The 12,879-nt window shown below is 46.4% G+C and carries 11 protein-coding genes; 2 read left to right on the top strand and 9 right to left on the bottom strand.

Annotation, left to right across the window (positions count from 1 at the left end; translation table 11 throughout):
• Window positions 1-6: 6 nt before the first annotated feature.
• The 5 genes from pcrA to FZC79_RS17530 form a co-directional block, all read right to left on the bottom strand.
• Window positions 7-2,232, bottom strand: coding sequence for a DNA helicase PcrA (pcrA, locus tag FZC79_RS17550; RefSeq protein WP_148948054.1), 2,226 nt, complete (start codon window positions 2,230-2,232; stop codon window positions 7-9).
• A gap of 167 nt (window positions 2,233-2,399) precedes the next feature.
• Window positions 2,400-3,089 carry a heptaprenylglyceryl phosphate synthase gene (locus FZC79_RS17545; RefSeq protein ID WP_148948053.1) on the bottom strand — a complete coding sequence of 230 codons (690 nt, stop codon included), beginning with the start codon at window positions 3,087-3,089 and terminating at the stop codon, window positions 2,400-2,402.
• Between the two features lie 494 nt (window positions 3,090-3,583).
• Window positions 3,584-3,889, bottom strand: coding sequence for a YerC/YecD family TrpR-related protein (locus FZC79_RS17540; protein ID WP_113926517.1), 306 nt, complete (start codon window positions 3,887-3,889; stop codon window positions 3,584-3,586).
• An 83-nt stretch (window positions 3,890-3,972) separates the two neighbouring features.
• The gene (locus FZC79_RS17535) at window positions 3,973-5,013 is read right to left on the bottom strand and encodes a DUF3048 domain-containing protein (RefSeq protein WP_148948052.1); all 1,041 of its coding nucleotides are present in this window, start codon (window positions 5,011-5,013) and stop codon (window positions 3,973-3,975) included.
• 48 nt (window positions 5,014-5,061) lie between these two features.
• The gene (locus FZC79_RS17530) at window positions 5,062-6,801 is read right to left on the bottom strand and encodes an adenine deaminase C-terminal domain-containing protein (RefSeq protein ID WP_148948051.1); all 1,740 of its coding nucleotides are present in this window, start codon (window positions 6,799-6,801) and stop codon (window positions 5,062-5,064) included.
• Window positions 6,802-6,951: 150 nt separating this feature from the next.
• Between FZC79_RS17530 and FZC79_RS17525 the strand changes: the two genes are divergently transcribed.
• Together FZC79_RS17525 and FZC79_RS24035 are read left to right on the top strand one after the other, a co-directional pair.
• Window positions 6,952-7,314 (top strand): YgaP family membrane protein, encoded by a 363-nt coding sequence (locus FZC79_RS17525; RefSeq protein ID WP_148948050.1) that lies wholly within the window; start codon window positions 6,952-6,954, stop codon window positions 7,312-7,314.
• 145 nt (window positions 7,315-7,459) lie between these two features.
• Window positions 7,460-7,573 (top strand): EYxxD motif small membrane protein, encoded by a 114-nt coding sequence (locus tag FZC79_RS24035; RefSeq protein ID WP_353733569.1) that lies wholly within the window; start codon window positions 7,460-7,462, stop codon window positions 7,571-7,573.
• On the opposite strand, the gene purD is transcribed toward FZC79_RS24035, so the two are convergent.
• The 4 genes from purD to purM form a co-directional block, all read right to left on the bottom strand.
• Window positions 7,539-8,822, bottom strand: coding sequence for a phosphoribosylamine--glycine ligase (gene purD, locus FZC79_RS17520; protein ID WP_148948049.1), 1,284 nt, complete (start codon window positions 8,820-8,822; stop codon window positions 7,539-7,541). The genes FZC79_RS24035 and purD overlap by 35 nt on opposite strands.
• A 753-nt stretch (window positions 8,823-9,575) precedes the next feature.
• Complete coding sequence (gene purH / locus FZC79_RS17515; protein WP_148948048.1) at window positions 9,576-11,111, bottom strand: bifunctional phosphoribosylaminoimidazolecarboxamide formyltransferase/IMP cyclohydrolase; 1,536 nt, start codon at window positions 11,109-11,111, stop codon at window positions 9,576-9,578.
• Between the two features lie 33 nt (window positions 11,112-11,144).
• Window positions 11,145-11,726 (bottom strand): phosphoribosylglycinamide formyltransferase, encoded by a 582-nt coding sequence (gene purN, locus FZC79_RS17510; RefSeq protein ID WP_148948047.1) that lies wholly within the window; start codon window positions 11,724-11,726, stop codon window positions 11,145-11,147.
• Between the two features lie 98 nt (window positions 11,727-11,824).
• Complete coding sequence (gene purM / locus FZC79_RS17505; RefSeq protein ID WP_148948046.1) at window positions 11,825-12,871, bottom strand: phosphoribosylformylglycinamidine cyclo-ligase; 1,047 nt, start codon at window positions 12,869-12,871, stop codon at window positions 11,825-11,827.
• Between the last annotated feature and the right edge of the window lie 8 nt (window positions 12,872-12,879).

Here is a 12,879-nt window from a genome sequence, read left to right as displayed (position 1 = left end):
TACAAATTAAACTTTTTCGACTGGAGCAAATTTAGCTAAGAGGCGCTTGATGCCAGTCGGACTCGGGAACGCGATATCGAGCTCCATGCCATCTCCGCTTCCCTTAACGCTGACAACTGTCCCAGTGCCCCATTTTTTATGAGCGGCTCTATCGCCAACCTGCCAGGAGATCCCTTCGCCTCCAGTTGTTGTCGGCACAGGGCGGGTAACAGGTTTCCTCCTTGGCTGAGGCCTTGCTGAAGCCGCAGCTCCTGCGCCACCTGATGAGAATGGGCTTTTCTTTTGCGGCTCAAAATTATCGATGAGATCCTCAGGAATTTCCGCAATGAACCTGGATACCGGGTTCATTTTCGTCTGGCCATATAATGTCCGCATCTGGGCATTGGTCATGAATAATTCCTCTTCTGCCCGTGTTATCCCTACATAGGCAAGGCGGCGCTCTTCTTCCATTTCCTCTTCATCCATAAGCGACCGGCTGTGCGGGAAGACACCTTCCTCCAGCCCCATCAGGAATACGACCGGAAATTCAAGGCCTTTGGCCGCATGCAGGGTCATCAGGATAACAGCGTCCGAAGGCTGTTCATCATCATCGAGCTTGTCGATGTCTGCCACAAGCGCCAGGTCGGTAAGAAAAGCAACCAGTGATTTATCATCATTGCTTTCTTCAAAACTTTTGGTAACAGATAGAAACTCGTCAATATTCTCCAGACGGCTCTGCGCTTCAATGGATTTCTCCACCTTCAGCATTTCTCTATAACCTGATTTTTCAAGAATTTCTTCAACCAGTTCTGTTACAGAAAGATATTCCTGCATTGCAGTATAGCCCTTCAAAAGTTCCTTAAATTCAATAACCGCTTTGGTTATTTTCGGGCTCAATCCAATAAAGTCCGCTTCCTCTAATGCCTGCATCATGGACAAATCATTCATCGCAGCGTAATTAGCGATTTTATCAAGAGATGTCGAGCCGATTCCCCGTTTCGGTACATTGATGACCCTGCGGAGACTGATATCATCATCAGGATTGGCGATCAACCTTAAGTAAGCCAGGATATCCTTGATCTCTTTTCTGTCATAGAACTTGATGCCGCCGACGATGCTGTACTCGATATTTGATTTCAGAAGTACTTCCTCTATAACACGGGACTGTGCATTGGTACGGTAAAGGATGGCAAACTCAGAGAATTTCCTCTTGCCGCTGTCCGTCATTTCTTTGATTTTACCTGCAACAAACTGTGCTTCTGACTGCTCGCTGTCCCCTCTGTAATAGGTGATTTTCTCTCCTTGATCATTCTCGGTCCAGAGATTCTTGGCTTTACGGTTCATATTCTTCTGGATGACATCGTTTGCTGCATGCAGAATCGTCTTTGTTGAACGATAATTCTGTTCAAGCAGAATCACATTAGCCCTTGGATAGTCTTTTTCAAAAGAGAGGATGTTCGCGATATCCGCACCGCGCCAGCGATAAATCGACTGATCCGAATCACCGACTACGCAGAGATTCTGAAAGCGGGATGCCATCATTTTCACAAGCATATATTGCGCTCTGTTTGTATCTTGATACTCATCCACATGGATATATTGAAATTTTCTTTGATAATATTCCAGCACTTCCGGCACACGCTCGAACAAATGAATCGTCATCATGATAAGATCGTCAAAATCGAGCGCCTGATTTTTCCTGAGACGTTTTTGATATTCTTTGTAAACGTCAGAAGCGACATTATCATAGTAGCTGCCTGCTTCCTTTTCAAAATCTTCAGGTGTTTTCAATTCATTTTTCGCTGAAGAAATAGAACCAAGGATCGACCTTGGATCGAATTTTTTCGGGTCGATGTTCTTATCTTTCAGGATGGACTTGATCACGGATAACTGATCCGTGGAATCAAGGATGGTAAAGTTTCGGGTAAAACCGATGCGGTCGATATCTCTTCTAAGGATGCGCACACACATGGAGTGGAAGGTCGAAATCCAGATTTCTTCCGCTACTCCTCCAAGAATTTTGCTGATCCTGTCCTTCATTTCCCGTGCTGCTTTGTTTGTAAAAGTAATCGCCAGGATGTTGTAAGGATTGACTCCTTTTTCAACCATCAAATAAGCGATGCGGTGTGTCAGGACCCGGGTTTTCCCTGAACCGGCACCTGCCATAATCAATAGGGGCCCTTCCGTCGCTTTCACCGCTTCAGCCTGCGGAGGGTTCATTCCATTCAGTAATCGATCTGTTAAAAATTGCATTTTCCTATTCCACCACCATAACGAACATTTGTTCTTATTATATCAATTTTTACCATTTAATATGAAGGATTAATTAAGGGTAACTGCTGATTAATTTTCGCTTCAATTTTGCACCCTCTTGAAAATTAATCATGATTAACTCTCAAAGATGGATAAATATTATGAATTTATACTGTTTGAACAGCTTTCACTGTTTTCAATGCTGCGGTTAAATCTTCGTAAATAATATTTCCGACGACGATGACGTCTGCGTGCTCTCCCATTTCGCGTGCCTGTTCCGGTGTTTGGATGCCCCCGCCATAAAACAGGGTTGTGTTTTCAAGCACCCGCGCTGTTTCGCGGACATACTCGATATCACCGTACATGCCGCTGTATTCCAGATAAAAGATAGGAAGATGGAACATTTTTTCTGCCATCATTGCATAGGCTGCCACATCTTCTTTAGCCAAATCCGTGCTGGCGCCTGTCAGCTTGGCTGCTTTGCAGTCACTGTTCAGGATACAATATCCCTCTACGAATATCTCGTCCCAGTTCATGATTTCCCCATATTCCTTCACCGCTTGATGATGCAGGCCCTTCAGCCACAAGGGGTCGTCACTGTTTAACACAGTCGGGATAAAATAAAAATCGAATCCCGGGGTGAGAGATTCCATATTGCTGACCTCGAGAGCACACGGCACAGTGTACCTCCTGACTCTCGCCATCAGGTCCAGAACCCCTTCAAGGGTGACATCGTCGGTCCCGCCAATAATTACCGCATCCGTTCCCGATTCACAGATTCTATCTAAATCTACGTCGCTGATCTCCTTGGCAGGGTCGAGCTTAAATACATGGCGCCACTCTCTGACATCGTACATCCTTACATCCTCCAATTCATTCATTTCCATTAAAACATTATACCATTCCTATCACCAATTAACGAGGGAGCCGTGCAGAGAGAGTATGGATTTTATTCCCAAACCGCAAGTGCCTGGCTCAGACTCTGCAGGGCCTATATTTACTCCTATTTTGAGAAAGGTTTCCTCTGCATAATACACATCTCTATAAAGAACGTCCGCTTCCGACCGATGTTCCCGCTGCTTCATACACATCTCTACAAAAAAACACCTGCTCCCGGCCGATGTTCCCGCCGCTTCATACACATCTCATCGCAAACCAGCCCAGCCCGACCGACGTAACCATTTAACCCCGAGGGGCTGGGCGCTGAACTAACCGAGGAAAAATATAATCTTATAATTCGTAAGAAAAACCAAAAAGACTGGCACATTTTTGCTCTGTGCCAGTCTTTTTGGTTTTCTACGGAAAGGACTCTACTTCAAGCCTGGTTCCGCTCATACACTATGAAATACTATTACTCTTCTTCCTTCTGATTGCCGACACGTTCCAATACCATATGATAGGCGTCGTTTCCGTAATTGAGGCAGCGCTTTACACGGGAAATCGTTGCTGTGCTGGCGCCGGTTTCGGCCTCGATCTTATGATAGGTTTTGCCTTCTTCCAGCATTCTCGCTACTTCCAGGCGCTGTGCAAGAGACTGGATTTCGTTGATTGTAGCAAGATCGTCAAAAAAACGATAGCACTCATCTTTATCTTGAAGTGACAAGATCGCATTAAACAACTGGTCCAATTCTTTACCTTTGATTTTATTGATCTGCATGTTCATTTCTCCTTTTTATTGAAGGATATTTTCGGATAAATTGCTGCTTTTGAAACAAGCTTATGAAAAGAGCCTTTATTCAATTACTGTACTGTGATGAATTCTTCCAGCCCTGGATTGTCAGGAATGATATTGATCCATGTTTTCCCCGGCAGCAAACCTGCATCACCAGCGGGAACGATTCTTCCATCTTGGTTTTCCCATTTTATTTTCAAAAGCTTCCCCTTTTGCAGGAGATATGCATTTCCTCCAGAGGACAGGTCGATGTCCCGGCGTCCGGCATCATCGACGACTGCATGAGGTGCTTCTATGATAAAAATGTTGTCCAGCAGTACCGGATTTCCAGTATCATAATCCTCCAGCACTTCACCATCAGAGACTCTTGTGTATTTTCCTTCAGCCTGCTCGTACTTATAAACCGGGGAAAATGACGGATTATCATAGTAGGAAAGCTTTACAGATGCCGCCTCTTCTCCTTCAGCCTCTGCTGATTGAGCAAACTCCAGCGCTTCCGGCGGAGTATCCATTTCGGCTCCTACTTTGTCAGCACCTTTTTCAATATTCTCAAATGATATATATGAATTGTGCGGAGCCTTTCGGAAATCGGCCCTCTTGAATAATGAGCCGTCGTATTCCATGCCATTGATATTATCGACAGAACCGCTTGCCAGTAAGTCTTTCGCTTCAGGGCTGTACCCGTGAGCCACGAAGAAGCTGTCATAGCCTTCTGCCAGCTCAATGAAATAGTCGCGGGCACTTCTGACCGGCCCGACCGTTTCAGGCTGCTCACTTTGGAAAAGTGCGATAAACCGTGTCACATTTCCTTCCGCGAGGACTTCATAGACTATATCCGCATGATCCAAGCCGGACTGCGGGCGTGCTTTCGGATGGTTATTGACAACCACGGCCACCGTTCTCTGCTGTGATTCTTCATCAGAAGCGGTTCCAGTCAGCGGATGATGAAACTGAGGTTCAGCCGCTTCATCACTTTTATCCTGATTTTGTTCTTTTTGTTCTGTATTGTTGTCTGCCGTGTTATCGTTATTATCGGCTGCTTCATTATCTGAACTGCATGCTGTCAGCAGAAACGCGGCCATTGCCGCTATCGCAGTTTTCTTCCACATCTAAGTATTACACCCCTAAACCTGTCTTTTATCTCTCACTTTAACATTTTAACGCATTATCGTAGGAAAGAGTACCGTTTTCTTCATAACATCATATATTCCGCGCTGGGTGACCCTGATGTAAGGGAGATGGGTGGATTGCAGAAACAGCAGGGTATAAACAGGATCATTGAAAGAGTAGCCTCTTGCAAATAACAGCTCTTTCATTTTCTTCTCCTCATCAATCAACTCTACCATCCCTTTGTCTGACATGATGCCGCCGACCTTCAGCGGAATTTCATGAAGAATCTCTTCATTTTCGCTCAGTACAATTCCTCCGCCGATCTCTTTCATCCTTTTAAAAGCATTCATCATGTCTCTTTTATCCTTGCCGATCAAAATGATATCGCCTGTATTTGAAAAAGAAGAAACGAAACCTTTGACGCTGTAGGCAAAGCCTTTCACCATGGTGCTTATCCTCCACTTGCCGCCTTTGTCCACCAGCATCAGGAAGCATTCATCATGTGCTTCTGATAAGGATGTTTCAGAGGCATCAATACTGACTGAATAAGGCTTCGTGATCACTTCATTTACCATTTCGATTCCAAACGGCATGGAAAACTGCAAGTCATCGTAGCTCAACTCCCACTGTAAATCAAGCGGGGCGAGGCCAAATCTTCCCCAATCCGGTGCCGGGACATCCGCCTGTTCACCTTGCAGCGATTTCACCCATTGCCCCTTCGCCATAACGCTTAGAGGAGCGGGCTGATCTTTCTTTTCAAGAAAATTGATGTTTGCGACCCTTCCCGCGGCAATCATTCCATGGTGGTGGGAAATCCGGTAGTGCCGGGCCACATTGTAGCTCGCCATATGATAGGCATCGATTACCGGAATTCCGCTGGCAATGGCTTTTGCGATAAGGTCATCCAGCACACCATTTTCATAAAAACCAGGTGTTGAGCCGTCAGTGGTAAGCATCATTTCATCATAGTTACCTATATTGTATTCCTTTATTTCTTCCAGGAGTTTATCCAAATCCGGCCGGATCGATGAATTTCTCAGTGTCACCGCCAGGCCCTGCATGAGCCTCATGTATACATCTTTTCCCGTCATGGCCTCATGGTCGCCGTCTATTCCCAGCAAAGCGAGTTTAGCCAGCGTTTTCTCAGAAGCTCCAGGCAAATGGCCTTCCACCACTTTGTTCAGCCTCTTGGCCTCCTGCATAAGATGAAGCAGCATATCATCTCCATCCAGCAGCCTCGGCCACGAAGTCAGTTCCCCTCCCTGGACCACATCTTGATGTCCCAGCCAAGCCTTCACTTCACTGTGGGAGAATACCGTCTCTTCCCTCTGCATTTCCGTCTGCGAATCGAAACGAGCCCACCAGAACATTGAAAAGGGAAGTTTCTTCAGCTCTCCCAAAAAAGAAAACGCTTTCTTTTTATTCATTAATAAAAACAGCATAAGGTTGTCGTTAATGAAGGTCGTTGTTCCGGTCTGGGATGCATAATGTGCAAAAGAATGGGGATTATAAAGTTGAAACGGGTGAACATGGGGTTCTATGTAGCCAGGGACAAGAAAGTAGCCGCTGCAGTCCGTGACTTCACACCCTTCAAGGTTTTCAGGAAGTTTATCGCCACAGTAGATGATGCGGTCGTCATAAATCCAGATATGGGCGGATACCCACTTCTTTAGAACGGAATGCAGGTATACTGCATTTTTCAATATCTTGGTCGGCTGCACTTCGCCGTTTAAAACATCTATATGTTCACGCAGCTGCTTGTTTTTCCATCGATAACGTTGTACCAACTATGAACACTCCTCTTGATAGAGATCACTAATGAACAAGTTCTTTCAGCATTAGCTCAATGTATTAATTACTAATGTTATCATAGTTTGGACTTTAACGCATTAAAGGTTTACAGAAAAATTGTAAATATTTTGTAAGGAGGAATTGCCATGAAGGTTACACAAAACATAGGTATTGTGAATGCTTTAATTCGAATTACGGTAGGGTTTACCGTTTTATCCTGGGCAACGGCAAAATTGGTGAAAATGCCTTGGAGAGACTCTTATCTATGGATGGCTCTTCTTGGCGGCATGAAAGTGGGAGAAGGAATCCTTCGCTTCTGCCCCATCACGGCCATTTTTGAAAATCAGATGGACAGCGATTCCGAAGCAAAAGAAGGCAAAAGCATGCTGAACATTGCTTCAATGCTGAAAGGGAAAAAGGGAGAGAATGATTCCCACCAAAAAATCCAAGACATCGACAGCGACGAACGAAACACAGATACACCAGACCTGCCGTATAACCCATCATAAGGGATTTGCTTTTAGTGCTCTACCACACGAAAAGGGACTGTCCCTATCAGTGCTTTAACACGTTAAACGAGACTATACAATTAAAACAGGGTGTCCTCTTTGGGCACCCTGTTGTTTACAAATCTATAGAAGTGGAGTGATCACGATGTTCTTGGAATATGTGACCGATATGGCTTATGTGCTGATTTCTGTCATTGGCGGCATCATTGCCATTCTTTATGCATTTATTCGGAAAGGGCGGAAGAAGCGCGTTCGATAGCCCTTCTGCCGATATCTGTCCTGTAAAAAAGTCCGTCAATGTCCAATTTCCCAATCTCACTGTAGACTCTTTTCAGTGCTTCCTCTAATTGAGGCTGTTTCGAAGCAATCAGCAGAACCCTTCCTCCATTGGATACCAATCGGGCATTTTCATCCAGGCAGGTTCCCGCATGATATACGAGTGTCTCATCATTCAGCAGATCCAATCCGTGGATGGGCACCGACTTTTTATATGCCTCCGGATAGCCTTCAGCAGCCAGCACGACACCAGCAGCCCCGCACTCATCCCATTCCAATGTGACTTTTTTGCCCTCGCAGATATTATAAAACACCTGGGCAAGGTCGGACCGAAGCCTCGGCAGGACCACCTGTGTTTCGGGATCACCGAAACGCGCGTTGAATTCAATGACTTTCGGGCCTTGAGAAGTTACAATTAACCCCGCATAAAGGATCCCTTTAAATGGCCGACCTTCAGCTTTCATCGCATTTGCCGTTGGAATTAATATAGTTTGGACAGCTTCGTTAATAACGCTGGTGCTGATATGCGGTACAGGAGAATAAGCACCCATGCCGCCTGTGTTGGGACCTTGATCACCGTTATAAGCTCGCTTATGATCCTGCGCTGCCTCCATTGGATAAACGTTTTCTCCGTCTACAAAGGCCATCAGGGAAAACTCTTCTCCTTCTAAAAACTCCTCAATGACAACCTTCGCGGATGCCTCCCCAAATTTTGATTGAAGGAGCATCTGTTCCAAAGCATCCAGCGCCTCATCCACTGTCTGGGCAACCACGACCCCTTTTCCTGCAGCAAGACCGTCTGCTTTGATGACAATCGGAGCACCTGATTTTAATACATACTCTTTAGCGCTCTCAAAATCAGAGAACGTTTCGTAGGCAGCTGTTGGGATGCTGTATTTTTTCATCAATTCTTTGGCAAACGACTTGCTTCCTTCAATAACCGCAGCTCTTTTATCGGGACCAAAAACCCTGATTCCCTCTTTTTTGAAGGCATCGGCAATTCCTTCTAAAAGCGGAACTTCGGGACCTACCACGGCCAAGTCAATCTTGTTTTCTTTCGAGAATGAAATCAGTCCGTCAAAATCTGTTTCAGCAATATCGACTGTTTGGACGATTCCTGCAATCCCGGTGTTGCCTGGAGCACAAAATACTCTTTCCACGCTGGGACCTTTTCGCAAGGCATCGCAAAGCGCATGCTCTCTTCCGCCCCGCCCGATAACAAGTACGTTCATTTGGACACCCCTTTTTATGTATAAGCCTTTATTTCCATGCTTTTTTCTGAATCTGGAAGTATTTTCTCCTTTTTGTATCCCTCGTGACTTCCTCCAGGGTCAGCTGGAGGGCCCTTTCACCCTTTTAGTGTCTCTCGTGACTTTCTAGAGGGACACCTGGAGGGCCCTTTCACCCTTTTAGTGTCCCTCGTGACTTCCTCGAGGGACACCTGGAGGGCCCTTTCACCCTTTTAGTGTCTCTCGTGACTTTCTCGAGGGACACCTGAAGGGCCTTTTCACCCTTTTAGTGTCTCTCGTGACTTTCTCGAGGGACACCTGGAGAGCTTTTTACTCCTTTTAGTGTCCCTCGTGACTTCCTCGAGGGACACCTGGAGGGCTCTTTCACCCTTTTAGTGTCCCTCGTGACTTTCTCGAGGGGCACCTGGAGGGCCCTTTCACCCTTTCAGTGTCTCTCGTGACTTCCTCGAGGGACACCTGTTGTTTAAAAGCAATTGATTTCCACTCCAGGCGCACGACTCCGCATGGCGAGCGGTAAATTATAAAGCGGAAGCGGCGGTTCGGTGACGTACAAATTTCAAGGCTCACGCATGAAATAAAGGAATCACGAATAACCAACCAGCATCAAACACTTAAATTATTTCAAAGTGAACGGGAATAGCAACCCCCTTATAAAGCAGGGGCGGCAAAACTCAGATTTCGCCGCCCGAACATTCTTCAAAAAAGGAACCGCCGCTGAATCCCATCCTTCAATCCTTAATGTTTAAAGTGGCGTACTCCTGTCATGACCATCGTGATTCCATACTCATCTGCTTTCTTGATCGAGTCTTCATCACGGATCGATCCGCCCGGCTGGATGATGGCAGTGATTCCCGCTTTTGCTGCTGCTTCAACGGTGTCATCCATCGGGAAGAATGCATCGGAAGCCATTGCGGCACCTTCGGACTTCGCTCCTGCCTGCTCAAGGGCAATCTTTGCGGCACCGACCCGGTTCATCTGGCCGGCTCCGATTCCGAGCGTCATATCTTTATCGGCCACGACGATCGCATTGGACTTCACATGCTTGACGACCTTCCAGCCAAGTTTCATTGCGTCCCATTCCGCTTCCGTCGGTTCGCGTTTGGTTGCGACTTTTACATCGGCATCTTCCAGTGTAAACGTATCGTCTTCCTGGACAAGAAGACCGCCTTCAATGGATACCAATTTGTCTTCCACTTTCCTGGCAGTATCGAATGGAACCGTCAGCAGGCGGATATTTTTTTTGCTTGTCAGGATCTCCATTGCTCTGTCTGTGAAGGCAGGCGCGATGATGATCTCAAGGAAAATTTCATGCAGGCGTGCAGCCGTTTCTTCATCTACTGCTCGGTTCAGGGCAATGATTCCCCCGAAAATGGATGTCGAATCAGCTTCATAGGCTTTTGCAAAAGCGGCTTCAATCGTTTCGCCTGTTCCGACTCCGCACGGATTCATGTGCTTTACGGCTACAGCAGCAGGTTCATCAAACTCCTTGATGATCTGAAGGGCCGCATTCGCATCATTGATATTGTTAAACGATAATTCCTTGCCATGCAGCTGTCTCGCCATCGCAACGGAGTATTCCGAGCCAAGGGGCTGCTTATAAAAAGCAGCTTTCTGATGAGGGTTCTCGCCGTATCTCAATGTCTGTTTCCGTTCATATGTCACCGTCAAGGCCTCAGGATTTTCTTCCCCTGCAAGATCTGTCATGAACTGGGAGATATACGCATCATAGGCTGCTGTATGGCGGAACACTTTCGCCGCAAGCTTTTTCCGGAAAACCTCCGGGGCTCCTCCGTTTGCCTTGATTTCATTGATGACCTGATCATAATCCTGGGAATCGACCACGACAGTTACATATTTATGATTCTTGGCAGCCGCGCGAAGCATGGTCGGCCCGCCGATATCGATATTTTCGATAGCATCTTCTTCAGAGACATTCGGTTTAGCGATTGTTTGCTGAAATGGGTAGAGGTTAACACATACGAGGTCAATCGGGAAGATATCCTGTTCTTCCATCTGTCTGCGGTGTCCTTCGACATCTCTCTTCGCAAGCAGACCTCCATGGATTTTTGGATGAAGGGTTTTCACTCTGCCTTCCATGATTTCCGGAAAGCCTGTCACTTCTTCAACGCCGGTGACTGAAATGCCGTTTTCCAACAGGATATTCTTAGTCCCGCCAGTCGAAATGAGTTCATAGTCCAGCTCTTGAAGGCTCCTCGCAAACTCGACAATGCCGCTTTTGTCTGAAACGCTGATCAGTGCTCGTTTTTTCATAAAGATCTTCCTCCTTGTAGTGCAGTACCGTTCTTAAACGTTGTGGATCGATGTCATGAATACATGAGTCAATGTTTCCGGATACAGCTTGTGCTCGACATCCTGGATCTTCTGCTGAAGCGTCAGCCTGTTATCAAAAGGAGATATCCTGACAACTTCCTGGGCGATGATGGGTCCGGTATCCATTCCTTCATCGACAAAATGGACGGTCACCCCCGTCACTTTGACGCCCGCTTCAATTACCTGCCCGACCGCATCTTTGCCGGGAAAAGAAGGCAGCAGCGATGGATGGATATTGACGATCCTACCAGGGAAACTCTCAAGGAGAACGTTTCCAATCAGCCTCATGTAGCCTGCGAGGACAAGGAAATCAACTTCCCTGTTCATCAGCTCCGCAGCAATTTCTCTTTCGAAATCCGGTTTTGACTTATATTCTTTTGGATTAAAGACAAAGGTCGCGACCCCTGCCGCTTTTGCCCTTTCTATAACAAAGGCATCCGGGCGGTCGCAGACAAGGATTTCCACCTTTGCCTGCAGCCTTCCGCTATGTACCGAGTCGACAATCGATTGAAAGTTCGTTCCGCTTCCTGAAGCAAATACTGCTATCTTTTTCATCTTTAGTCCCCATTTCTGCTGTAGCTTAATATAAAAGGCGAAAGCCAAAATGGGAACCTGCATGCCATCCAGTTGGATAGAGTGTCTTTGCTCCCATTTTAATCTTCTTGCCCTTCTCCTTCAATGATCCGGACTCCACCGCCGGAAGTTACTTTTCCTATGAGGTAAGCCTCTTCCCCGATTTCTTTGAAAAAATCTACTGCAGCTTCTGCTTCAGAAGCATCGACAGCCATGACAAATCCGATTCCCATATTAAAAATGTTGTACATTTCCTCACGTTTGATGCTTCCCAATTCTTCCATCACTTTAAACAGCTCTGGAAGTTCCCAGCTTGAAGCATTGATTTTGGCTCCCAAGCCTTCAGGCAGCATCCTTGGTATGTTCTCGATGAACCCGCCGCCGGTGATATGGGACATGCCTTTGATGGAAAACTTCTTCATGGCCGCTAAAACCGGCTTGACGTAAATCCTGGTTGGAGTGAGCAGCGCCTCGCCCAGTGTCGAATTTATCTGAGGTATATACGTATTCATTTCATATGAATGGTCATTGAAAAAGATCTTCCTGACTAAAGAGTATCCATTACTGTGTATACCACTCGAAGCCAGGCCGACTAACATATTTCCTTCAGAAATTTCTTCGCCTGTGATTATTTTACTTTTTTCACAAGCCCCAACAGCAAAACCGGCAATGTCATACTCGTCTATTTCATATAAACCCGGCATTTCTGCTGTTTCGCCGCCTATGAGTCCGGCTCCTGCCATTTCACAGCCATCGGCAATCCCTTTTACAATGCTTTCGATTTTTTCAGGTACCGCTTTTCCGCAAGCGATATAGTCCAGAAAATAGAGAGGCTCGGCGCCCTGTACGATAATATCGTTAACGCACATCGCCACGCAGTCGATGCCGATTGTGTCGTGCCTGTCTGCCATGAAAGCAAGCTTCAGCTTCGTTCCTACACCGTCTGTTCCGGAAACCAAAACAGGCTCTTTCAATCCGAGTTCGGACAGGTCGAACATTCCGCCAAAGCCTCCAAGTGAACCGAGCATTCCCTTGCGCTTCGTCCGTTCCACATGCTTCTTGATCCGGTTTACCGATTCATAACCGGCATCGATGTCGACACCAGCATTTTTGTAAGCATTAGCCATTTTCGTTC

It is taken from the genome of Rossellomorea vietnamensis (genome assembly GCF_008180615.1).
Taxonomy (GTDB): domain Bacteria; phylum Bacillota; class Bacilli; order Bacillales; family Bacillaceae_B; genus Rossellomorea; species Rossellomorea vietnamensis_D.
The sequence above is the reverse complement of the archived record's forward strand: the minus strand, read 5'-3'. Positions and strand labels throughout refer to the sequence as shown.

What these genes read in the sequence shown, in the direction of transcription:
- FZC79_RS24035 (WP_353733569.1), top strand. Translation starts at nt 7,460, where the DNA reads ATGTTCTTGGAATATGTGACCGATATGGCTTATGTGCTGATTTCTGTC.
- purM (WP_148948046.1), bottom strand. Translation starts at nt 12,871, where the DNA reads ATGGCTAATGCTTACAAAAATGCTGGTGTCGACATCGATGCCGGTTAT.
- FZC79_RS17540 (WP_113926517.1), bottom strand. Translation starts at nt 3,889, where the DNA reads ATGCAGATCAATAAAATCAAAGGTAAAGAATTGGACCAGTTGTTTAAT.
- purN (WP_148948047.1), bottom strand. Translation starts at nt 11,726, where the DNA reads ATGAAAAAGATAGCAGTATTTGCTTCAGGAAGCGGAACGAACTTTCAA.
- purD (WP_148948049.1), bottom strand. Translation starts at nt 8,822, where the DNA reads ATGAACGTACTTGTTATCGGGCGGGGCGGAAGAGAGCATGCGCTTTGC.
- FZC79_RS17545 (WP_148948053.1), bottom strand. Translation starts at nt 3,089, where the DNA reads ATGTACGATGTCAGAGAGTGGCGCCATGTATTTAAGCTCGACCCTGCC.
- pcrA (WP_148948054.1), bottom strand. Translation starts at nt 2,232, where the DNA reads ATGCAATTTTTAACAGATCGATTACTGAATGGAATGAACCCTCCGCAG.
- purH (WP_148948048.1), bottom strand. Translation starts at nt 11,111, where the DNA reads ATGAAAAAACGAGCACTGATCAGCGTTTCAGACAAAAGCGGCATTGTC.
- FZC79_RS17525 (WP_148948050.1), top strand. Translation starts at nt 6,952, where the DNA reads ATGAAGGTTACACAAAACATAGGTATTGTGAATGCTTTAATTCGAATT.
- FZC79_RS17535 (WP_148948052.1), bottom strand. Translation starts at nt 5,013, where the DNA reads ATGTGGAAGAAAACTGCGATAGCGGCAATGGCCGCGTTTCTGCTGACA.